The sequence below is a fragment of the Streptomyces sp. NPDC126510 genome, assembly GCF_040302345.1.
Classification (GTDB): domain Bacteria; phylum Actinomycetota; class Actinomycetes; order Streptomycetales; family Streptomycetaceae; genus Streptomyces.
The window spans coordinates 92,055-113,517 of the sequence record NZ_JBEORR010000012.1 but is presented as its reverse complement, the minus strand read 5'-3'; the positions used below and the strand labels follow the sequence as shown (position 1 = coordinate 113,517).

19 protein-coding genes are annotated in these 21,463 nt (G+C 73.0%); 14 read left to right on the top strand and 5 right to left on the bottom strand.

Annotated features, from left to right (window positions below; all coding sequences use genetic code 11):
* Nucleotides 1–74 precede the first annotated feature (74 nt).
* The 3 genes from ABTX60_RS19085 to ABTX60_RS19075 all read right to left on the bottom strand — a co-directional run bounded on the left by ABTX60_RS19085 (nt 75) and on the right by ABTX60_RS19075 (nt 3,125).
* A complete protein-coding gene (locus tag ABTX60_RS19085; RefSeq protein ID WP_352098302.1) occupies nt 75–749 on the bottom strand; it encodes a gamma-glutamyl-gamma-aminobutyrate hydrolase family protein in 675 nt (224 codons plus the stop codon).
* Nucleotides 750–786: 37 nt separating this feature from the next.
* Nucleotides 787–2,232, bottom strand: a complete 1,446-nt coding sequence (eat, locus tag ABTX60_RS19080) for an ethanolamine permease (protein ID WP_352098185.1) — start codon at nt 2,230–2,232, stop codon at nt 787–789.
* A gap of 155 nt (nt 2,233–2,387) precedes the next feature.
* A complete protein-coding gene (locus ABTX60_RS19075; RefSeq protein WP_352098184.1) occupies nt 2,388–3,125 on the bottom strand; it encodes a FadR/GntR family transcriptional regulator in 738 nt (245 codons plus the stop codon).
* Nucleotides 3,126–3,223: 98 nt separating this feature from the next.
* On the opposite strand from ABTX60_RS19075, the gene ABTX60_RS19070 reads away from it, so the two are divergent.
* The 4 genes from ABTX60_RS19070 to ABTX60_RS19055 are packed head-to-tail and all read left to right on the top strand — an operon-like array spanning nt 3,224 to nt 7,700.
* A complete protein-coding gene (locus tag ABTX60_RS19070) occupies nt 3,224–4,588 on the top strand; it encodes a glutamine synthetase family protein (protein ID WP_352098183.1) in 1,365 nt (454 codons plus the stop codon).
* Nucleotides 4,589–4,596: 8 nt separating this feature from the next.
* On the top strand, nt 4,597–5,970 hold the full coding sequence (locus ABTX60_RS19065) for an aldehyde dehydrogenase family protein (protein ID WP_352098182.1): 1,374 nt from the start codon (nt 4,597–4,599) through the stop codon (nt 5,968–5,970).
* Entirely contained in the window at nt 5,967–6,752 is a 786-nt protein-coding gene (locus tag ABTX60_RS19060; protein WP_352098181.1) for a 3-oxoacyl-ACP reductase, read from the top strand. The genes ABTX60_RS19065 and ABTX60_RS19060 overlap by 4 nt, the downstream gene beginning before the upstream one ends.
* Nucleotides 6,753–6,794: 42 nt before the next feature.
* Nucleotides 6,795–7,700 (top strand): DUF2510 domain-containing protein, encoded by a 906-nt coding sequence (locus ABTX60_RS19055; protein ID WP_352098180.1) that lies wholly within the window; start codon nt 6,795–6,797, stop codon nt 7,698–7,700.
* Nucleotides 7,701–7,703: 3 nt separating this feature from the next.
* On the opposite strand, the gene ABTX60_RS19050 is transcribed toward ABTX60_RS19055, so the two are convergent.
* Entirely contained in the window at nt 7,704–8,906 is a 1,203-nt protein-coding gene (locus tag ABTX60_RS19050) for an amino acid deaminase/aldolase (protein WP_352098179.1), read from the bottom strand.
* 267 nt (nt 8,907–9,173) lie between these two features.
* Between ABTX60_RS19050 and ABTX60_RS19045 the strand changes: the two genes are divergently transcribed.
* From ABTX60_RS19045 to ABTX60_RS19035, 3 genes are read left to right on the top strand one after another with little or no spacing between them, the layout of a single operon-like run.
* A complete protein-coding gene (locus tag ABTX60_RS19045; protein ID WP_352098178.1) occupies nt 9,174–11,180 on the top strand; it encodes a hypothetical protein in 2,007 nt (668 codons plus the stop codon).
* A complete protein-coding gene (gene mycP / locus ABTX60_RS19040; RefSeq protein WP_352098177.1) occupies nt 11,177–12,394 on the top strand; it encodes a type VII secretion-associated serine protease mycosin in 1,218 nt (405 codons plus the stop codon). The genes ABTX60_RS19045 and mycP overlap by 4 nt, the downstream gene beginning before the upstream one ends.
* 42 nt (nt 12,395–12,436) lie before the next feature.
* Nucleotides 12,437–13,165 (top strand): SseB family protein, encoded by a 729-nt coding sequence (locus ABTX60_RS19035; protein WP_352098176.1) that lies wholly within the window; start codon nt 12,437–12,439, stop codon nt 13,163–13,165.
* A gap of 8 nt (nt 13,166–13,173) precedes the next feature.
* Here the strand turns inward: ABTX60_RS19035 and ABTX60_RS19030 are convergent, their stop codons facing one another.
* The gene (locus ABTX60_RS19030; RefSeq protein WP_062925865.1) at nt 13,174–13,530 is read right to left on the bottom strand and encodes a DUF1844 domain-containing protein; all 357 of its coding nucleotides are present in this window, start codon (nt 13,528–13,530) and stop codon (nt 13,174–13,176) included.
* 394 nt (nt 13,531–13,924) lie between these two features.
* Here ABTX60_RS19030 and infC point away from each other — a divergent pair, with 394 nt between their 5' ends.
* The 7 genes from infC (at nt 13,925) to pheT (ending at nt 21,319) form a co-directional block, all read left to right on the top strand.
* Nucleotides 13,925–14,575 carry a translation initiation factor IF-3 gene (gene infC, locus ABTX60_RS19025; protein WP_107458419.1) on the top strand — a complete coding sequence of 217 codons (651 nt, stop codon included), beginning with the start codon at nt 13,925–13,927 and terminating at the stop codon, nt 14,573–14,575.
* 108 nt (nt 14,576–14,683) lie between these two features.
* Nucleotides 14,684–14,878 carry a 50S ribosomal protein L35 gene (gene rpmI, locus ABTX60_RS19020; protein ID WP_003977225.1) on the top strand — a complete coding sequence of 65 codons (195 nt, stop codon included), beginning with the start codon at nt 14,684–14,686 and terminating at the stop codon, nt 14,876–14,878.
* Between the two features lie 98 nt (nt 14,879–14,976).
* Nucleotides 14,977–15,360: a 50S ribosomal protein L20 gene (gene rplT, locus ABTX60_RS19015; protein WP_003989074.1), complete on the top strand. Its 384-nt coding sequence runs from the start codon at nt 14,977–14,979 to the stop codon at nt 15,358–15,360.
* Nucleotides 15,361–15,447: 87 nt separating this feature from the next.
* The gene (locus tag ABTX60_RS19010; protein WP_352098175.1) at nt 15,448–16,308 is read left to right on the top strand and encodes a TrmH family RNA methyltransferase; all 861 of its coding nucleotides are present in this window, start codon (nt 15,448–15,450) and stop codon (nt 16,306–16,308) included.
* Between the two features lie 53 nt (nt 16,309–16,361).
* The gene (locus tag ABTX60_RS19005; RefSeq protein ID WP_352098174.1) at nt 16,362–17,513 is read left to right on the top strand and encodes a sensor histidine kinase; all 1,152 of its coding nucleotides are present in this window, start codon (nt 16,362–16,364) and stop codon (nt 17,511–17,513) included.
* Between the two features lie 165 nt (nt 17,514–17,678).
* Nucleotides 17,679–18,806: a phenylalanine--tRNA ligase subunit alpha gene (pheS, locus tag ABTX60_RS19000; RefSeq protein ID WP_352098173.1), complete on the top strand. Its 1,128-nt coding sequence runs from the start codon at nt 17,679–17,681 to the stop codon at nt 18,804–18,806.
* Nucleotides 18,806–21,319, top strand: coding sequence for a phenylalanine--tRNA ligase subunit beta (gene pheT, locus ABTX60_RS18995; RefSeq protein WP_352098172.1), 2,514 nt, complete (start codon nt 18,806–18,808; stop codon nt 21,317–21,319). Before pheS ends, pheT begins: the two co-directional genes overlap by 1 nt.
* The last annotated feature ends 144 nt before the right edge of the window (nt 21,320–21,463 follow it).

Genomic DNA, 21,463 nt, shown 5'->3' with positions numbered 1-21,463 from the left:
GCCGCCCCTTACCGTCCCATCCCCAGGGGCGCTGCCGCCCCTTCGGCCCCGCCGGGGGGCTGCGCCCCCTGGGTTCACCCCTTCGCCGCCGCCTCCACCAACGCCCCCATCACCCGCACGTCCTCCCCCATCTCCGGATGCCACTGCACCCCCAGCACCCAGTCGGCCGACGGCAGTTCCACCGCCTCCACCGTGCCGTCCGACGCGTACGCCGACGGGACGAGGCCCTCGCCCAGACGATCCACGGCCTGATGGTGGTACGTCGGCACGAACGTCTCCTCCGGCACCACCCCGGCGTACAGACTCCCCGGCACCGGCTTCACCGCATGCCCGCCGAAGACGCCCACGACCTCCGCGTGCCCCTCGATGTGCTGCAGCAGCGTCCCCCCGAGCGCGACGTTCAGCAGCTGCATGCCGCGGCAGATGCCCAGCAGCGGCAGCCCTGCCGCCAGCGCGGCCTCGATCAGCGCCAGCTCCCACGCGTCCCGCTCCGGCGCCGGCGGGCCCGTCCGCGGCTCGCGCTCGGCCCCGTACCGCACCGGTTCCACATCCGGTCCGCCCGCGATGACCAGCCCGTCCAGCCGGGCCACGGCAGCCGCGGCGTGCCGGGGGTCGTCCGGCGGCAGCATCGCGGCCAGGCCGCCCGCCCGCTGCACCAGCCGCGGGTACCCGACCGGCAGCAGCGCGGCCTCCAGCTCCCACACGCCCCAGCGCGCACCGGTCTCCAGGTAGGTGCTGACACCGATCAACGGCCTGGTCACGACGACTCCCTCACGCTTCGACGACTCAGTCCCTTGCCAACTCTGCCTCGGCGGCCGCCAGCGCCGCGAACTCCTCCTCCGGTGCCTTCGCCACCAGGCGCTTGCGGCTGTACAGGCCGAAGTAGGCGACGGCCACGGCGTACACCAGCAGGGCGATCAGCGCCGCCGTCACGTCCACCAGGAACGTCGCCACCAGTGCGGCGCACGCGAGTACCAGGGCGACCGACGACGTCAGCACCCCGCCCGGCGTGCGGTACGGCCGCTCCAGCTCCGGTTCCCTGCGGCGCAGCACGATGTGCGACAGGGACATCAGCGCGTAGGAGATGGTCGCGCCGAACACGGCGATGTTCAGCATCCGCGCGCCGTTGCCGGAGACCGCCGCCAGCAGGAAGCCGATCGTGCCGGGCACGAGCAGGCCCAGGTACGGCGCCTTGCGGCGGCTGGTGAGCGACAGGAACCGGGGCAGGTAGCCCGCGCGGGACAGGGCGAACAGCTGGCGCGAGCCCGCGTAGATCAGGGAGAAGAACGACGCCACCAGGCCGGCGAGGCCCGCGTAGTTCACGATCCGGCTCAGCGTCGTCGCCTCGCCCTTCGGCTGCAGCGCCTCGACCAGCGGGTTGCCCGCCTCCTGGATCGCGTCGGAACCGCGCGCCCCCGCCGCCGCGAAGAAGGTGACCACCGCGAGCACCACCAGGATGCCCATCGACCAGCGGATCGCCTTCGGCAGCGTGCGCGCCGGGTCCTTGGTCTCCTCGGCGGCCAGCGGCACGCCCTCGACACCGAGGAAGAACCACATGCCGAAGGGGAACGCCGCCCAGATGCCGAGCAGGCCGAACGGCAGCCAGGAGCTCGACCCCGCGGCGGAGGAGTCGACCGGGATGTCGTCCAGCGACGCGAAGGAGAAGTCGGGCAGCGCCGCCAGCGCGAACACGATCAGGGCCACCACGGCGATGCCGGTGACGACGAAGCTGAAGCGCAGCGCCTCGCCCACGCCCCACAGGTGGATGCCGAGGAAGATCACGAAGCAGACCAGGTACACCGGCCAGCCGGACTCCAGGCCGAACAGGCCCAGCGACTCGACGTAGTCGCCGATGAAGATGACGATCGCGGCGGGCGCGAGGACGTACTCGATCAGGATCGCCGTGCCGGTCAGGAAGCCGCCCCAGGGGCCGAGCGCCCGCCGGGCGAAGCCGTAGCCGCCGCCCGCGGTGGGCAGGATCGAGGACAGCTCGGCGAGCGCGAAGACCATGCAGGCGTACATGGCGCCCATGAGCACCATGGCGATCGCAAGGCCCCCGAATCCGCCTTCCGCCAGGCCGAAATTCCAGCCCGAGTAGTCGCCGGAGACGACGTAGGCGACGCCGAGACCGGTCAGCAGCACCCAGCCGGCGCTGCCGCGGCGCAGTGCTCTGCGCTCCAGATAGTCGTCGCCCTCCGGGGCGGCGGGTGTGACGGTGGGTTCCTGGGGCATGGGCTAACTCCCGACGGGGCGGCGGCGGTCACGGGATCGAGTGGGCTCCGACTCAATGGAATGGAGCCATACCTTTGCGGGCCGACCGGGGGATGGCAATACCCGTGCGTTAATCGCCCGTAAATCCTCACCCGGCGACGACACCGCCGCCCGGCTCAGCCGAGGAAGCCCCGCAGCAGTGCCGCCGTGCCGCCGCAGTGCTCGCGCATGACCTCCCGCGCCTGGTCGGGCTCGCCCTCGATCACCGCCTCCACCAGGGCGGTGTGCTGCCGCTGGGAGTGCTCCAGGTTGCGCACCAGCAGCGGGATGCAGTCGAGCAGGTCGTTGACCGTCGCCCGGACGGCCGCGTACTGGGCGGTGAGCGTCGGGGAGCCGGACAGTTCGGCGATCGTGAGGTGCAGCAGCGTGTCCAGGCGGCGGTACTCGGCGAGCGGCGCGTCGTGCGTGCGCGCCAGGGCCTCGCGGAGCCGGCCGGCCTGCTTCTCGTCCAGCCCGTGCGCCGCGCACAGCCCCGCCGCGCCGACCTCCAGCACCTCCCGGAACCGCAGTACGTCCTCGATGTCGACCTCGGCGACCCGGCGCCGCAGCTCGTCCTCGCCGACCGCGTCGGCGCGCGGCAGCACGAACGTGCCGCCGTACCGGCCGCGCCGCGACTCGACCAGCCCCTGGTCCTGGAGCACCTTCAGCACCTCGCGCAGCGTCACCCGGCTGATCCCGAGCCGCTCCGCCAGCTCCCGCTCGGCCGGCAGCCGCTCGCCCCCCGGCACCAGGCCCAGCCGTACGACCTGCAGGATCTGCTCCAGGGCCTCCTCGAAGCCGTTGCCCGCGCGCACCGGCCGCAGCACCGGCGTCAGCCCGTCCCGCACCTCGTCGCCCCCAGCTTCCTCCGGCATGTGGCCGTACCCCCTTCCCAAGCAATGGTTCTCGGCAATACCTTATGGCTCCCGGCGGATCCAAGGCAGCGGATCCAAGGAGCCTAGGAGGCCTTCCCGTGGCAGACCGCACACCCCCGCTGAGCGTCGAGGAGCTGCACACCCTCGTAGCCGGCGGTGAGATCGACACTGTCGTCCTGGCCTTCCCCGACATGCAAGGGCGACTCCAGGGCAAGCGGTTCGCCGCACGCTTCTTCCTCGACGAGGTCCTCCGGCACGGCACCGAGGGCTGCAACTACCTGCTCGCCGTCGACACCGAGATGAACACCGTCGACGGCTACGCGATGTCCTCCTGGGACCGCGGCTACGGCGACTTCGCCATGCACCCCGACCTCACCACCCTGCGCCGAGTCCCCTGGAACGCGGGCACGGCCATGCTCCACGCCGACCTCGCCTGGAGCGACGGCTCCCCGGTCGTCGCCGCCCCCCGCCAGATCCTGCGCCGCCAGCTGGAGCGCCTGGCCGAGCTCGGCTACACCGCCCAGGTCGGCACGGAGCTGGAGTTCATCGTCTTCAAGGACACCTACGAACAGGCCTGGGACGCCGGCTACAAGGGCCTGACCCCGGCCAACCAGTACAACATCGACTACTCGGTCCTCGGCACCGGCCGCATCGAGCCCCTGCTGCGCCGCATCCGCAACGAGATGGCCGGCGCCGGCCTCACCGTCGAGTCCGCCAAGGGCGAGTGCAACCCCGGCCAGCACGAGATCGCCTTCCGCTACGACGAGGCCCTGGTCACCTGCGACCAGCACTCGGTCTACAAGACCGGCGCCAAGGAGATCGCCGCCCAGGAAGGCATGTCGATCACCTTCATGGCCAAGTACAACGAGCGCGAGGGCAACTCCTGCCACATCCACCTCTCGCTCGCCGACGCCGACGGCACCAACGCCATGGCCGGCGACCTCGAAGGCGGCATGTCCGAGGTCATGCGGCACTTCCTCGCCGGACAGCTCGCCGCACTGCGCGACTTCTCCCTGCTCTACGCCCCCAACATCAACTCCTACAAGCGGTTCCAGCCCGGCTCCTTCGCCCCGACCGCGGTCGCCTGGGGCCAGGACAACCGCACCTGTGCCCTGCGCGTGGTCGGCCACGGCCGCTCCCTGCGCTTCGAGAACCGCCTGCCCGGCGGCGACGTCAACCCCTACCTCGCCGTCGCCGGACTGGTAGCGGCCGGACTGCACGGCATCGAGCAGAAACTGGAGCTGCCCGAACCCTGTCCCGGCAACGCCTACGCCGCCGACCTGGACCACGTCCCCACCACCCTGCGCGAGGCCGCCGAGCTCTGGGAGAACAGCCCCATCGCCCGGGCCGCCTTCGGCGACGAGGTCGTCGCGCACTACCGCAACATGGCGCGCGTCGAACTGGACGCCTACGACGCCGCGGTGACCGACTGGGAGCTGCGCCGCTCCTTCGAACGCATGTGAGGTCCTTCGTGTCTTCCGAGCACCTTCTGGAAGTACTGAACCCCGCGACCGAGGAGGTCGTCGCCGCCGTCGCCGGGGCGAGTCCGGCCGACGTCGACGCGGCCGTCACCCACGCCGCCAGGGCACAGCGGATCTGGGCCGCCCTGCCCCCCGCGGACCGTGCCCGGCTGCTGCGCCGCTTCGCGGCCACCGTCGACGAGCACCTGGAGGAGCTGGCCCGGCTGGAGGTCCGCGAGGCCGGCCACCTCATCGGCAACGCCCGCTGGGAGGCCGGCAACGTCCGCGACCTGCTGGACTACGCGGCCGGGGGAGTGGAGCGGCTCACCGGCCGGCAGATCCCGGTGCCGGGCGGCCTGAACGTCACGATCCTCGAACCGCTCGGCGTCGTCGGCGTGATCGCGCCGTGGAACTTCCCCCTGCCGATCGCCGCCTGGGGCACCGCACCCGCCCTCGCGGCCGGCAACGCCGTCATCCTCAAGCCCGCCGAGACCACCCCGCTCACCGCGCTGCGCCTCGCCGAACTCGCCCTGGAGGCCGGGCTCCCGGAGCACCTCTTCCAGGTGCTGCCGGGACGCGGCGACATCACGGGCGACGCCCTGGTGCGCCACCCCGGAGTCGCCAAGATCGTCTTCACCGGCTCCACCCGGACCGGGACACGCGTCGCGGCCCTCGGCGCCGAGCAGGTCAAACCCGTCACCCTCGAACTCGGCGGCAAGAGCCCCAACATCGTCTTCGCCGACGCCGACCTGAAGACCGCCGTCGACCCCTTCTCCTTCCTCGACAACTCCGGCCAGGACTGCTGCGCCCGTACCCGCGTCCTGGTCCAGGAGCAGGTCTACGACGAGGTCCGCGAACTCCTCGCGAAGACCCTGGCCGCCGTGGTGGTGGGCGACCCGGCCGACGAGAAGACCCAGATGGGCCCGCTGATCTCCCGGCAGCAGCTCGACCGCGTTCGCAGCTTCGTGCCCGACACCGCCGAGGCCCTGCGCGGCAGCGCACCCGAGGGGCCGGGCTTCTGGTTCCCGCCGACCGTCCTCACCGGGGAGAGCCCCGACTCGGCCGCCGCCTGCGAGGAGATCTTCGGCCCGGTCGCCGTGCTCCTGCCCTTCACCGACGAGCAGGACGCGATCCGGCTGGCCAACGACACCCCCTACGGCCTCTCCGGCTCCATCTGGACCCGCGACGTCGGCCGTGCCCTGCGCGTCTCCCAGGCCGTCCGCGCCGGCAACCTGTCCGTCAACTCCCATGCCAGCGTCCGCTACTGGACCCCGTTCGGCGGCTACAAGCAGTCCGGCGTCGGGCGCGAGCTCGGTCCCGACGCCCTGGCCGCCTTCACCGAAACCAAGAACGTCTTCATCAGCACGGAGGGCCCCGCACAGTGACTGCCCAGGAGAACATCTGCCGCCGCCTGGTCGGCCGTACCGCCGTCGTCACCGGAGCCGGCAGCGGCATCGGCCTCGCCGCCGCCCGCCGCCTCGCCTCCGAGGGCGCCCACGTCGTCTGCGGCGACGTCGACGACACCCGCGGCAAGGCCGCCGCCGAGGAGGTCGGCGGCACCTTCGTGAAGGTCGACGTGACCGACCCCGAGCAGGTCGAGGCCCTCTTCAGGACCGCCCACGACACCTACGGCAGCGTCGACATCGCCTTCAACAACGCCGGCATCTCCCCGCCCGACGACGACTCCATCCTGGAGACCGGCCTGGAGGCCTGGAAGCGCGTCCAAGAGGTCAACCTCACGTCCGTCTACCTGTGCTGCAAGGCCGCCATCCCCTACATGCGGCGCCAGGGCCGGGGCTCGATCATCAACACCGCGTCCTTCGTCGCCAGGATGGGAGCGGCGACCTCGCAGATCTCCTACACGGCCTCCAAGGGCGGCGTCCTCGCCATGTCCCGTGAGCTGGGGGTGCAGTTCGCCCGCGAGGGCATCCGCGTGAACGCCCTGTGCCCGGGCCCGGTCAACACCCCGCTTCTCCAGGAGCTGTTCGCCAAGGACCCGGAGCGGGCCGCGCGCCGCCTGGTGCACATCCCGCTGGGCCGGTTCGCCGAGGCCGAGGAGATCGCCGCCGCCGTCGCCTTCCTGGCCAGCGACGACTCCTCCTTCGTGAACGCCACCGACTTCCTGGTCGACGGCGGGATCGCCGGGGCGTACGTCACACCCCTTTAAGCGGGTGTCCGCGGGGGCCGCGTCGCGCCCTACAGTGCCGGGATGAGCCCGACGCCGCCGCCCGGCTGGTATCCCGACCCGCACGCCCCGCACCAGCAGCGCTGGTGGGACGGCAGGGCCTGGACCGAGCACCGCCGCGCGCCCGAAGCGCCCGCCGTCCCGCCGCCGGGCGGCGGCCCGGGCCGGACGAAGGCGGTCGCCCTGACCGCCGTCGGCGCCGTCCTGGTCGCGGCGATCGTCACCGGAGCCGTCGCCCTCGACCGGGGCGACGGCGACGGCACGGAGACCAGGACGGCCCCGACCTCCGCACCCGGGACCACGCCCGGCTCGCCGCAGCCGACCCCCGAGGCGTCCACCTCGCAACCGTCCGCCGACGACCCCGCGCTCGTCGAGGACCAGCTCAACGGCATCACGTTCCCGCTGCTCGACGGCTGGGTCCGCCCGCAGTACGTCGCCGAGGACGACGTCGTCATGACGACCGACGGCACCTACGACTGCCCCGGCGGCGTGGGCCTGTGCCGCCACGGCATGGTCTTCTCCCGCACGGTGACCGAGAACGACGAGAAGTCCCCCGAGGCCTTGGCCCAAGCGGACATCTCCGAGGCCGCCGACGAGGCCTACGACAGCGACCGGCTCGGCCGCGAACTCCACGGCGGCCTGGAGTCGCACCGGCTCGTGAAATCCGGGCCGGTCGCGGTGGCGGGCCGCGCCGGGTACCTCGTGCGCTGGCGCGTCACGACCGCCAAGGGCCCCGGCGGCTACGTCCAGTCGCTGGTCTTCCCCTCCAGCGTCGGCACCGAGTCGCCGGTCCTCGTCCGGTACGTCTTCGACGCAGGCGAGGACGGTCCGCCGCTCGCCGACATGGACCGCATCACCAAGGGCATCCGCCCCTTCGGCGACGCGGACACCGGCGGCGGCGTGGGCAGCAGCATCGGCCCGGCCGGCTGACGCCTACAGGAACGTGTGGCCCTCGCCGCGATAGGTCGGCACCGTCGCGGTCACCGCGTCGCCCTCGATCAGGTGCAGCCGGTCGAACCGCTCGCACAACTCACCGGCCTTCGCGTGCCGGAACCACACCTTGTCGCCGATCAGCAGATCGTCGGCGGGCGAGCCGAGCAGCGGCGTCTGCACCTCGCCGGCGCCCTCCTGCGGGTCGTAGCGCAGCCCCTCGGGCAGGTACGGCACCGGCGACCGGTCGGCACCCGCCGCACCCGAGGCGGGATACCCACCGCCCAGGACCGTCACGACTCCCACGCCCGGCCGCCGCACGACGGGCTGGGCGAAGAGGGCCGACGGACGGCCGCTGAAGGACGTGTAGTTGTCGAACAGGCGCGGCACGTACAGACCCGACCCGGCGGCGATCTCGGTCACCGCCTCCTCGGCCGCCGTGTGCTGCACCGAGCCGGTACCGCCGCCGTTGACGAACTCCAGCCCCGGCACGACGGCCCGCACCGCACGCACCACCTCCGCACGCCGCTCGGCCAGTTCACGCTTGGCGGCGGCCTGCATCAGCCGGATGGCACGGGACCGCAGCGGACGCCCGGCCAGCGAGTCCCCGACACCCGCGACATGCCCCTCGTAGGCCATGATCCCCACGACCTCGAAGCCGGGCCGCCGGGCCACCGCCCGCGCCACCTCGGCGACTTGGGCGGGGGAGTGCAGCGGCGAGCGCCGGGCCCCGACCCGCACCCGCCCGCCGAGCAGCCTCAAGGAGGTGTCCAACTCCAGGCACACCCGCACCACTTCACGCCCGCCACCCCGGGAGGCGTCGATCAGATCCAGCTGGGCGACGTCGTCCACCATGACGGTCACGGCGGCGGCGAGCTTGGGATCAGCGGCCAGTTCGGCGTACCCGGCACGGTCGGCGGACGGGTACGCGAGCAGCACGTCGTCGAACCCCGAGCGGGCCAGCCACAGCGACTCGGCCAAGGTGAACGACATGATCCCCGCGAAGCCGTCGCGGGCCAGGACGCGCTCCAGCAGCGCCCGGCAACGCACGGACTTGCTGGCTACCCGGACGGGCTTGCCTCCGGCGCGGCGCACCAGGTCGGCGGCGTTGGCGTCGAAGGCTTCGAGGTCCACGATCGCGAGGGGGGCGTCGAGATGGGCGGTGGCCCGGTCGTAACGGGCCCGGTCGGAGGCGCGCGCAGTCATGAACGCAGCCTGCCAGACCCGATTACCGCAGGGTAGGGGGACGTTCCGGGCAGATGCCCCGCCGTTGTGGACTGGTTCCCGTTCGCCCAGGAACAAGCCGTAGAGTGACGCGCACGTACGGCGGATGACGCCGGCCGGGGATCCGCGCCGGGATGACGCTCCCTCCGTACGGGTAGGTGTGCCCGGGACGACTGTGTGCCGGGCTCGGGCAGGACGACACCGGCCCGCGCGAGACGAGCGGCCCGGGCATGCGGAAACGGGGGGTGCATGAGCACGGAAGCGCAACGCGCCTCTTTCCCCCCACGCCCCACCGCCCCACCGCGCCCGTCACACCCCCCGGCCGCGTCGGAGGACTCGGCGACGGACCCGCCGAAGGAATCACCGAAGGATTCGCCGAAGGGCGAGCGGAAGACCCCGGGCACGTCCTCCGAACCCGCCACCGGACCGGCTGCCGGGGCGGAACCGTCCCGGGGCGGCCGCCCCCGCTTCCCGAGCCTCGGTGTCCCGGCCCCCGGTGCCACCACCCCCCAGCACACCGGGTCCGCTTCGCTGCCCCCGCCCCGCGCCTCCACGCGCTTCCCGGACCAGCCGCCCAGCGTCGGCCGCGAGGCACGCACCGCACCCGGAGCACCTCAGCCCCCGTCGCGGCCGCGTCACCTCCCCACGCCGGACTCCGTCGGCCGGGCAGGCATTTCGGGCACCCAGGACGGGGCCTTCGCACAGTCCTCCGGCCGGGCAGGCGCCGGCACCCAGAACGGGACCTCGTCACAGTCCACCGGCCGGGCAGGCGGTTCGGGCCCCCAGGACGGGGCCTTCGCACAGTCCTCCGGCCGGGCAGGGGCGGGCACCCAGAACGGGACCTCGTCACAGTCCACCGGCCGGGCAGGCGGTTCGGGCCCCCAGGACGGGGCCTTCGCACAGTCCTCCGGCCGGGGAGCGACGGGCACCCAGAACGGTATCCCGTCGCAGTCCTCCGGCCGGGCGGCGGCTTCGGGCCCCCAGGACGGGACCTCGTCGCAGTCCTCCGGCCGGCCCTTCCGCCTCTCCGCGCCCGGGCGTCCCGACGCTGCGGCCGGAGCGGCCCCGGAGACGACCGGCCGGCCGTTCCGCCTGCCCCCGCCCCGCCATCCCGGCGCCCCCGGCGACCACGCGTCCGAGACGACCGCACGCCTGCGCCCCGTCCCCGCGGACCCGGGAGCGGACGAACCCGCCGCACCCTTCGGCCGCCCCGCCCCGGAGAGGACGACGGCGGCCCGCCCCGGATCCGCGCGCCCCACCCCGCCGCGCCCCGCCCACGAGCCGCCGGTACCGGCGGGAACCGGCACCGGCGCCACCACAGGGCGGGACCTGAGCGTGCCCCCGGCGCCCACCCGGCGGCCCGCCCCCTCCGCACCACCACTCCGCAACCCCGCCCCCGTCTCTCCCGACCCCGCCCTCTCCTGGAGCGCCACGCGCCCCGTGGTGTCCTTCGGTGAGCCCGAGGGCTACGACGGCGACGCGCGGCCCCGGCCGCTCGGCCGGCGCGGAACCCCCCGGGCCGCCGCGGCCGCCGCCTGCCTCGTGCTCGGGCTGGGGCTCATCTCGGGAGCGGCCACCGGCAGCTGGCTCGTCGGGGGCTCCGGCGACGAGGGCTCACCCAGCACCTTCGCCGCGGCCCGCGACCTCTGGCACAGCGTCCCGGTCGACCAGCTGTTCCCGCCCACCGTGCAGGGCCGGGGCGCCGGCCCCGGCGGAGCGGACCGCACCTGGACCCGGATCGCCGTCGCCCCGGACAGCGGCTGCAAGGACGCCTTCGACCCGCTGCTGCGCAAGGCCCTCGCCCCCGTCGGCTGCGAGCGCCTCCTGCGCGCCACCTACACCGACGCCACCGAGAGCTACGTGACCACCGTCGGCCTGCTCTTCACCACGGCGGACGCCCCCGGCACGACCGCCCTCGCGAACCGTTTCCGCAAGGAGCGCCTGGACCGCCGCAGCGACCTGATGCCCCTGCCGTACGCCGCGCAGGGCACGCCCGCCGCCGGCTTCGGCACCCGGCAGCGTGCCTCCTGGACCGTCTCCGTGCTCACCGAGGTCCCCGTCGTCGTCTACGCCGTCTCCGGCTGGGCCGACGGCCGCACCGTCGACGAGCCGCAGCCCGCAGGGGACGCCATGGAGGCCGACGCCACCACCGCCGTCGCCCAGGCCGGCCTCGGCAACGAGGCGCAGGGCCTCGCCGACCGCGTCGAACGCGACCTCCGCAGAGACGCCCGATCGGCCTCGGAGCAGCCCTCGTGACCGCCGCGCACGCCCCGGCCGGGAAACACCCGCGCAGGCCGTCCCGCAAGGCCGCCGCCCTCGGCGCCCTGCTCACCGTCGGCCTGGTCCTCCTCCCCGCGGCCACCGCCCACGCCGACGGCATCCGCGCCCAGCAGTGGGCCCTTGCGGCCATGCACACCGAAGAGGCCTGGCAGACCACGAAGGGCCGGGGCATCACCGTCGCCGTCCTGGACACCGGCGTCGAGGCCGACCACCCCGACCTGGTCGGCAACGTCCTGCCCGGCAAGGACCTGGTCCGCTTCGGAGCCGAGCCCGGCGACCGCGCCTGGGCCCGGCACGGCACCGCCATGGCCGGGATCATCGCCGGCCACGGGCACGGCCCGGGCGACGCCGACGGCGTCATCGGCATCGCCCCCGAGGCGAAGATCCTCCCCGTGCGCGTGATCCTGGAGGACGGTGACCCCTCCCGGGCCAAGGCCCGCAGCACCCGCGGCAACGCCCTCGCCGAGGGCATCCGCTGGGCCGCCGACCACGGCGCCGACGTCATCAACCTCTCCCTGGGGGACGACTCCGCCTCCGCGCACCCCGAACCCGCCGAGGACCAGGCCGTCCAGTACGCCCTGGGCAAGGGCGTGGTCGTCGTCGCCTCCGCGGGCAACGGCGGCGAGAAGGGCGACCACATCTCCTACCCGGCCGCCTACCCGGGCGTCATCGCCGCAACTGCCGTCGACCGCGCCGGGACCCGCGCCTCGTTCTCCACCCGCCGCTGGTACGCCACCGTCAGCGCCCCGGGCGTCGACGTCGTCATCGCCGACCCCGACCACAAGTACTACGAGGGCTGGGGCACCAGCGCCGCCGCCGCCTTCGTGTCCGGCGCCGCCGCCCTGGTCAAGGCGGCCCACCCCGGGCTGGCCCCGGCCCAGATCAAGTCACTCCTGGAGGACACCGCCCGCAACGCCCCCACCGGCGGCCGGGACGACTCCCGGGGCTACGGCTTCGTCGACCCGGCGGCCGCCATCAGGGCGGCCGGCCGGCTCAAGCCCGAGGATCTGCAGTCCGCGTCCCACGGGACCAAGTACTTCGGCAGCGGACCGGACGACGATGCCTCCGGCGACGGCACCGCCGCCTGGGCCGCACCCCTCGCGGGCGGCGCCGGCGGCGTCCTGCTGGTCGCGGCGGTCGTGCTGTGGCGCGGCAGCCGCGGGAGCCGCGGGAGCCGCGAGGACTTCTGAGCCGCTGCCGGGAGCGCACCGCCCGGCGGATAGGGTCGACGCGTGGCGAACAAGAACATCCCGGACTCCGGCTTCTCCGACGACGACGGCTCCGCCGACCCCCGGCTGGGCGCGGCACTCGCCGCCTGGGCCGAGGACCGGAGCGCGGTGGGCCCGGTCCTCGCCGCCCTCAAGGGCGCCCGGCTGCTCGTGCCCGTGGTGGCGGTGCTCGGCGAGGTCGAGGAGGACGAGAACGGACTGCGCCGCGAGAAGACCAGCGACATGGCCGTCCCCACCCTCAAGGCCGGCGACCGCACCGCCCTGCCGGCCTTCACCTCCACGGACTCCCTCGCCCGCTGGGACCCGCAGGCCCGCCCCGTCGCCGTACCGCTGCACCAGGCCCTGCAGGCCGCCGCGCACGAGAAGGCGGACACGGTCGTGCTCGACATGGCCGGACCGGTGCCCTTCGAGCTGACCGGCCCCACCCTGCTCGCCCTCGCCGAGGGCCGTGCGAGCACCGACCCGCTCACCGACCCGGCCGTCGTCGGGGCCGTACGGGACGCCGTCGCCGCCGAGCCCGCCGTCGTGCGCGCCCACCTCGGCCCCGGGCAGGCCGACGGCACGCTCGCCCTGGTCCTCGACCCGTCCGCGGTTCCGGCCGAAGCCGCCCGGGCGGTCGCCCAGCGGCTGGCGGCGGACGAAACACTGAGGGCCCGCCTGGTGCGCGGTCTCGACCTGGCGCTGCTGCCGGCCGAGGCGGCGCCACCCGGCGAGCCCCTCTTCGTGCGCTGAGGTCCCGGCTAGCCGTAGACCGGGCCGGTGTACTTCTCGCCCGGCCCCTGGCCCGGCTCGTCCGGGACGAGCGAGGCCTCGCGGAAGGCCAGCTGCAGCGACTTCAGACCGTCGCGCAGGGGAGCCGCGTGGAAGGAGCTGATCTCGGTCGCCGTCGCGTCCAGCAGACCGGCCAGGGCGTGCACCAGCTTGCGGGCCTCGTCCAGGTCCTTGTGCTTCTCGCCCTCCTCGGTCAGACCGAGCTTCACGGCGGCGGCGCTCATCAGATTGACGGCGACCGTCACGATCACCTCGACCGCGGGGACCTCGGCGATGTCACGGGCCATGGCGTCGAAGTCGGGGGACTCAGGAGGGGTCTCACTCATGCCCCACACGATAGGCGCAGTGCGCGGCCGGCCCCCACGTGACCCCGGCACGCCCCAATTGGCCGTTCCTGGCCCTTGCTGGTAATCTCGTGTAACGACCGGTCGGACACGTGTGCCTCACAGCCCGCGAGACCGACCCACAAGTGGAGGCTTTCGAACTCCCACCCGATCACCCTCAGGGCGGCGGGTCACCGGTCAGGCGGTCCCGTCCCAGCGGCGGCGATCCGTCCGAAAGCGCGCCCCGCGGCCCCCGCGGCGGTGCTCCGGTAGTTCGAGGAGCCCCGCCTGGGATCGTCCGGGGCATTTTTGTTGCCTCGGCGCGGTTAGGTCTATCGATACAAGACGTTACGCGGCCGTCCGCCAGACCGTCGCGTGGTGCTACCGAGGAGGATCCATCAGCGCCGAGCCCCGCATCAACGACCGGATTCGCGTTCCAGAGGTGCGACTTGTCGGTCCCAGTGGCGAGCAGGTGGGCATCGTCCCCCTGGCCAAGGCACTGGAGCTTGCGCAGGAGTACGACCTGGACCTGGTCGAGGTGGCGGCTACCGCCCGTCCGCCTGTGTGCAAGCTCATGGACTACGGGAAGTTCAAGTACGAGTCGGCCATGAAGGCCCGTGAGGCGCGCAAGAACCAGGCGCACACGGTCATCAAGGAGATGAAGCTCCGGCCGAAGATCGACCCGCACGACTATGACACCAAAAAGGGTCACGTCGTCCGGTTCCTCAAGCAGGGCGACAAGGTCAAGATCACGATCATGTTCCGTGGTCGCGAGCAGTCCCGTCCCGAGCTGGGCTACCGACTGCTGCAGCGTCTCGCGGAGGACGTCCAGGACCTCGGTTTCGTCGAGTCGAACCCGAAGCAGGACGGCCGGAACATGATCATGGTTCTCGGTCCGCACAAGAAGAAGACCGAGGCGATGGCCGAGGCTCGCCAGGCGCAGGAAGCCCGCAAGGCGGATGCGAAGGCCAACCCCGGCAAGTCGCAGAACGCCGCGGAGAACGAGGCGCCGGCTGAAGAGCCCGCCGAGGAGCCCGCCGAGGCGTGACTCCCGGGACGCCAGTCCCAGGAAGCAACCGATACAAGACGACGCTCCACCTGTGCCCGGTTTCACGACCGGGCACCGGAGCGCCACCGACGAGGAGAGTACGGCGCTATGCCGAAGAACAAGTCGCACAGCGGTGCCAGCAAGCGCTTCAAGATCACCGGCTCCGGCAAGGTGCTGCGCGAGCGCGCCGGCAAGCGCCACCTGCTCGAGCACAAGTCGTCCCGTGTGACGCGTCGCCTCACCGGCAACGCCGAGATGGCCCCGGGCGACGCCGCGAAGATCAAGAAGCTTCTCGGCAAGTGACGTCCGGGCGCGTGAGCGCCGGACGTACGTCAGACCGGGACCCAATCGATTTCGGGTCGTGTGAGCACCCCCACGACCCCGCTACAAGGAGTTAACAAGTGGCACGCGTCAAGCGGGCAGTCAACGCCCACAAGAAGCGCCGGGCGATCCTCGAGCAGGCCTCCGGCTACCGCGGTCAGCGCTCGCGCCTGTACCGCAAGGCCAAGGAGCAGGTCACCCACTCGCTGGTCTACAACTACAACGACCGCAAGAAGCGCAAGGGCGACTTCCGTCAGCTGTGGATCCAGCGCATCAACGCCGCTGCCCGCGCCAACGGCATGACCTACAACCGCTTCATCCAGGGTCTGAAGGCCGCCAACGTCGAGGTGGACCGCAAGATCCTGGCCGAGCTGGCCGTCAACGACGCCGGTGCGTTCGCCGCCCTCGTCGAGGTCGCCCAGAAGGCGCTGCCGAGCGACGTGAACGCGCCGAAGGCTGCGTGACGCCGGCTCCGAGCCGATGTGACTGAAGGACCCGCAGACCGGATGGTCTGCGGGTCCTGCTGTGCAGCTACAGAGAAAGCGAACCGGATGCCTCCCGCCACCCCCGAGCTCATCTCCCCCCGCTCCCCCCGCGTCCTGGCCGCGCGGCGGCTGGCCAAGCGGAACTTCCGGGGGAAGGACCGGCTGTTCCTGGCGGAGGGCCCGCAGGCCGTGCGGGAAGCCGCCGGGCATCGGACCGGCGGCACGGCGACGCTCGTGGAACTGTTCGCCACGCCGGAGGCCGCCGAGCGCTACGCCGACATCGTCGGCGCGGCCCGGGACGCCGGAGCCCGGGTGCACCTCGCCGCCGAGCAGGTCATCGCCGACATTTCCACCACCGTCACCCCGCAGGGGCTCGTCGGCGTCTGCCGGTTCCTGGACACGCCCTTCGAGCAGGTCCTCGCGGCCCGGCCCCGGCTCGTCGCCCTTCTCGCCAACGTCCGCGACCCGGGCAACGCCGGAACCGTGCTGCGCTGCGCCGACGCCGCCGGCGCCGAGGCCGTCGTCCTGACCGACGCCTCCGTCGACGTGTACAACCCCAAGGCCGTCCGCGCCTCCGTCGGCTCCCTGTTCCACCTGCCGGTCGCCGTCGGCGTGCCCGTGGAGAGGGCCGTCGGCGCGCTGCGGGACGCCGGTGTCCGGGTCCTGGCCGCCGACGGGGCGGGCGACCGCGACCTCGACGACGAGCTCGACAAGGGCACCATGGGCGGGCCCACCGCCTGGGTCTTCGGCAACGAGGCCTGGGGCCTGCCGGAGGAGACCCGCGCCCTCACGGACGCCGTCGTGCGCGTCCCGATCCACGGGAAGGCCGAGAGCCTGAACCTCGCCACCGCCGCCGCCGTATGTCTCTATGCGTCGGCGCGTGCACAGCGCGCCCTTGGAGGGTGCCGCTCCGTCACCGGGAACTAGTAGGGTGACCAGCTCAGGGACCCCTCTGCGAGCCTTGGAGGTGGGGTACGGGGATGACCGTCGGCACGAGCAGCGCACCGGGAGCCCAGGACGCCGGGAGCCCGCCCGCCGCGTCCCGGCCACCCGGTGACCACGCCGGCCTCGGCATCGACCCCGACCAGCTGCCCGACGGGCTCGTCGTCGCCGACGAGCAGGGCCGTGTCGTCTGCTTCAACGCCGCCGCCGAGCGCATCACCGCCGTCCGGGCCCGGGACGCGCTCGGGCAGCGCCTGGAGAAGGCCCTGCCGTTAGAGGACCTGGAGGGCCGGCGCTGGTGGCAGCTGACCGATCCGTACGGCGGCCTCGCCATCCGCGTCGGACAGCCCGAGCGCAACCTGCTCCTGCCCGGTGGCCGTGAGGTGCTGGTCTCCGCGCGCTACGTCCGTACCCGGCCGACCGGACCCGTCCGGCGCCTGGTCGTCACCCTGCGGGACACCGAGGCCCGCCGCCGCACCGAGCGCAGCCACGCCGAGCTGATCGCCACCGTCGCCCACGAACTGCGCTCCCCGCTCACCTCGGTCAAGGGCTTCACCGCCACGCTGCTCGCCAAGTGGGAACGCTTCACCGACGACCAGAAGCGCCTGATGCTGGAGACCGTCGACGCCGACGCCGACCGGGTCACCCGGCTCATCGCCGAGCTGCTCGACATCTCCCGGATCGACTCCGGCCGCCTGGAGGTGCGCCGCCAGCCCGTCGACATCGGCGCCGCCGTCGGACGGCACATCCAGGCCTACGTCGCCGCCGGGCAGCCCGCCGACCGGTTCCTGCTGCGCGTCCAGCAGCCGCTGCCCGACCTGTGGGCCGACCCCGACAAGATCGACCAGGTGCTGAGCAACCTGCTGGAAAATGCCGTGCGGCACGGCGAGGGAACTGTCACGATCGACGTCACGGCCACGGCGTCCCCCCGCGAGGGCGAGTACGCCGAGAACGCAGCTACGTCGGTCACGGTGAGCGACGAGGGGCCCGGCATCCCGGAGGAGTCCATGAACCGCGTCTTCACCCGCTTCTGGCGGGGCAGCAAGCGCGGCGGGACGGGCCTCGGGCTCTACATCGTCAAGGGCATCGTCGAGGCCCACGGCGGCACCATCACGGTCGGCCGCGCCCCCGGCGCCGGCGCCGAGTTCCGATTTACGTTGCCCGTGAGCGCTCCGGCCTACCTCGCCTGAGCCCGCGGGCGCATTCCTGTACCTGAGGGGCCCTCCCGGACCGGGCGTCCTGGAGGGACCCTCCACCCCGTTAGACTCGGCCATTGGCACCTTTGTGTCCCTTCAGGCGGCCGTCCGAGTCGGAGACGGGGACCTCCAGCCAGCCAATCGGAAGCACGGGAAGAGATGTCGGCACCGAATAAGTCGTACGACCCTGTCGAGGTCGAGACGTTGAAACCGGAAGAGATCGAGCGCATGCGGGACGAGGCGCTCGCCGCCTTCGCCGCCGCGGACTCCCTCGACGCGCTCCACGAGGCCAAGGTCGCCCAGACCGGCCCCACCTCGCCGCTGGCCCTCGCCAACCGCGAGATCGGCGCCCTGCCCCCGCACGCCAAGGCCGAGGCCGGCAAGCGCGTCGGCCAGGCCCGCGGTGCCGTGAACAAGGCCCTCGCCGCCCGCCAGGTGGAGCTCGAGGCCGAGCGGGACGCGCGCGTGCTTGTCGAGGAGGCGGTGGACGTCACGCTGCCCTACGACCGCGTACCGGCCGGCGCCCGGCACCCGCTCACCACCATGATGGAGCGGGTCGCGGACGTCTTCGTGGCCATGGGCTACGAGGTCGCCGAGGGCCCGGAGGCCGAGGCGGAGTGGTTCAACTTCGACGCCCTGAACTTCCTGCCCGACCACCCGGCCCGGCAGATGCAGGACACCTTCTTCGTGCAGGGCCCGAAGGGCACCGACGAGTCGGGGTCCGGCGTCGTGCTGCGCACCCACACCTCCCCGGTGCAGGCCCGCGCGCTGCTCGACCGTGAGCTGCCGGTCTACATCGTCTGCCCCGGCCGCGTGTTCCGCACCGACGAGCTCGATGCCACGCACACGCCCGTCTTCCACCAGATCGAGCTGCTCGCGATCGACGAGGGCCTGACCATGGCGGACCTCAAGGGCACGATGGACCATATGGTCCAGGCCCTGTTCGGCGCGGACATGGAGACCCGGCTGCGGCCGGCCTACTTCCCGTTCACCGAGCCGAGCGCCGAGATGGACATGCTCTGCTACGTGTGCAAGGGCGAGTCCGCCGGCAACCCCGACCGCCCCTGCCGCACCTGCTCCTCCGAGGGCTGGATCGAGCTCGGCGGCTGCGGCATGGTCAACCCGCGGGTGCTCACCGCCTGCGGCGTCGACCCCGCGAAGTACAGCGGGTTCGCCTTCGGGTTCGGCATCGAGCGGATGCTGATGTTCCGGCACAACGTCGAAGACATGCGAGACATGGTCGAGGGTGACGTCCGGTTCACCCGGCCGTTCGGGATGGAGATCTGATGCGGGTCCCGCTTTCTTGGCTGCGGGAGTACGTCGACCTGCCGGAGACGGAGACCGGTCGTGACGTGCAGGCCAAACTCATCTCGGCCGGTCTCGAGGTCGAGACCGTCGAGCAGCTCGGCGCCGACCTCAAGGGCCCGCTGGTCGTCGGCCAGGTGGCGACGATCGAGGAGCTGACGGACTTCAAGAAGCCGATCCGCTTCTGCACCGTCGACGTCGGCCAGGCCAACGGCACCGGCGAGCCGCAGGAGATCATCTGCGGCGCCCGCAACTTCGCCGTCGGCGACAAGGTCGTCGTGGCCCTGCCCGGCGCCGTCCTGCCCGGCGACTTCCAGATCGCCGAGCGCAAGACGTACGGCCGGATGTCGCGCGGCATGATCTGCTCCAGCGACGAGCTGAACATGGGCGACGACGGCACCAAGGGCATCATCGTCCTGCCGCCGGAGACCGAGATCGGCAAGGACGCCGTCGAACTGCTGGAACTGGTCGACGAGGTCCTCGACATCGCGGTCACGCCCGACCGCGGCTACTGCCTGTCGCTGCGCGGCGTGGCCCGTGAGACGGCCACCGCCTACGGCCTGCCGCTGCGCGACCCGGCCCTGATCGACGTGCCCGCCCCGAACGCCTACGGCTACTCGGTGCAGATCTCCGACCCCACCGGCTGCGACCGCTTCACCGCCCGCACGGTGACCGGCCTCAGTGCCGAGGTCCGCTCCCCGATCTGGCTCCAGCGCCGGCTGCAGAAGGTCGGCATGCGCCCGATCTCCCTCGCCGTCGACGTCACCAACTACGTGATGATGGAGCTCGGCCAGCCGCTGCACGCCTACGACCGAGGCCTGGTCCAGGGCACGATCGGCGTACGCCGGGCCGAGGCGGGCGAGAAGCTCACCACCCTCGACGGTGTCGAGCGCACGCTGGACGCCGAGGACCTGGTGATCACCGACGACCGCGGCCCGATCGGGCTCGCCGGCGTCATGGGCGGCGCCAACACGGAGATCGCCGACCACGACGACCCGGAGAACGCCACCGCGGACGTCGTCATCGAGGCGGCGCACTTCGACGCGGTCTCCATCGCGCGTACGGCACGCCGCCACAAGCTGTCCTCCGAGGCGTCCCGGCGCTTCGAGCGCGGTGTGGACCCGCAGGCCGCCGCGGCCGCCGCGCAGCGCACCGTCGACCTGCTGGTGCTGCTCGCGGGCGGCACCGCGGAGGCCGGCGTCACCGAGGTCCTCGCCCCCTCCGCGCCGCGCACCATCACCCTTCCGGCCGACCACCCGGACAAGGTCGCGGGCGTGGCCTACGGCCGCGAGACCGTCGTACGCCGCCTCCAGGAGGTCGGCTGCGACGTGTACGGCCAGGACGAGCTGGTCGTCACGGTGCCGTCCTGGCGGCCCGACCTCACCGACCCGAACGATCTGGCCGAAGAGGTCATCCGGCTGGAGGGCTACGAGAACCTGCCCTCCACGCTGCCCAAGCCGCCGGCCGGCCTCGGCCTGACGGACCGGCAGCGGCTGCACCGCCGCGTCGGCCGGGCCCTGGCCGGCGCCGGATACGTCGAGGCGCTGAACTACCCGTTCATCGGTGAGCAGGTCTTCGACCAGCTCGGCCTGGAGAAGGACGACCCGGCCCGCCGCGTCGTGAAGCTCAGCAACCCGCTGAGCGACGAGGAGCCCGCGCTGCGCACCTCGCTGCTGCCGGGTCTGCTCGCCGCCCTGCGCCGCAACGACGGCCGGGGCTCGCACGACCTCGCGCTGTTCGAGACCGGCCTGGTCTTCCGCCCGCGCGAGGAGCAGCGGATCGCGGCCGTGCTGCCCGTCGACCGCCGTCCGTCCGACGAGGAGCTCGCCGAGCTGAACGCGGCGCTGCCCGAGCAGCCGCGGCACGTGGCCGTGGTCCTCGCCGGTGCGCGCGAGCAGGCCGGCTGGTGGGGCAAGGGCCGTCCGGCCGACTGGGCCGACGCGGTCGAGGCCGCCCGGTCCGTCGCGCGGGAAGCCGGGGCAGAGCTCGTCATCCGCAAGGGACAGTACGGCCCCTGGCACCCGGGGCGGTGCGCCGAGCTGGCGGTCACCATGGACGGCGCCGAGCGGGTCGTGGGGCACGCGGGCGAGCTGCACCCGCGGGTCGTGAAGGCCCTCGGGCTGCCCGCGCGCACCTGCGCGATGGAGATCGACCTGGACGCGGTGGAGACCGCCGGTGACGCCACGGCCGCGGCGCCCCGGATCTCCACGTTCCCCGTCGCCACGCAGGACGTCGCCCTGGTCGTCGACGCGTTCGTGCCGGCGGTGGACGTCGAGGCGGCGCTGCGGGACGGGGCCGGGGAACTGCTGGAGTCCATCCGGCTGTTCGACGTGTACGAGAACGCCGAGCAGCTGGGGGAGGGGCGCAAGTCGCTCGCCTACGCGCTGCGGTTCCGCGCATCCGACCGGACTCTGACCGTGGACGAGGCTTCCGCGGCCCGGGACGCGGCGGTGGCCCTCGCGGGCGAGCGAGTGGGTGCGGAGCTGCGGAGCTGAGTGCCCACGGGGCAGGGAGCTGCGGTGTGGTGGCGGCTGCGGATTCGTCGTGGTCGTTCGCGCAGTTCCCCGCGCCCCCAAGACAGGGTCGGGTCACCTCACTCGTATGAGTGGTAAAGGTGGGTGATCTCCCCATTTTCGGCG

Bases quoted from the DNA above. Each gene is read 5' to 3' on its own strand.
- eat (WP_352098185.1), bottom strand. From the start codon at position 2,232: ATGCCCCAGGAACCCACCGTCACACCCGCCGCCCCGGAGGGCGACGAC.
- ABTX60_RS19075 (WP_352098184.1), bottom strand. From the start codon at position 3,125: ATGCCGGAGGAAGCTGGGGGCGACGAGGTGCGGGACGGGCTGACGCCG.
- ABTX60_RS19055 (WP_352098180.1), top strand. From the start codon at position 6,795: ATGAGCCCGACGCCGCCGCCCGGCTGGTATCCCGACCCGCACGCCCCG.
- ABTX60_RS19050 (WP_352098179.1), bottom strand. From the start codon at position 8,906: ATGACTGCGCGCGCCTCCGACCGGGCCCGTTACGACCGGGCCACCGCC.
- ABTX60_RS19045 (WP_352098178.1), top strand. From the start codon at position 9,174: ATGAGCACGGAAGCGCAACGCGCCTCTTTCCCCCCACGCCCCACCGCC.
- ABTX60_RS19030 (WP_062925865.1), bottom strand. From the start codon at position 13,530: ATGAGTGAGACCCCTCCTGAGTCCCCCGACTTCGACGCCATGGCCCGT.
- rpmI (WP_003977225.1), top strand. From the start codon at position 14,684: ATGCCGAAGAACAAGTCGCACAGCGGTGCCAGCAAGCGCTTCAAGATC.
- ABTX60_RS19010 (WP_352098175.1), top strand. From the start codon at position 15,448: ATGCCTCCCGCCACCCCCGAGCTCATCTCCCCCCGCTCCCCCCGCGTC.
- ABTX60_RS19005 (WP_352098174.1), top strand. From the start codon at position 16,362: ATGACCGTCGGCACGAGCAGCGCACCGGGAGCCCAGGACGCCGGGAGC.
- pheS (WP_352098173.1), top strand. From the start codon at position 17,679: ATGTCGGCACCGAATAAGTCGTACGACCCTGTCGAGGTCGAGACGTTG.
- pheT (WP_352098172.1), top strand. From the start codon at position 18,806: ATGCGGGTCCCGCTTTCTTGGCTGCGGGAGTACGTCGACCTGCCGGAG.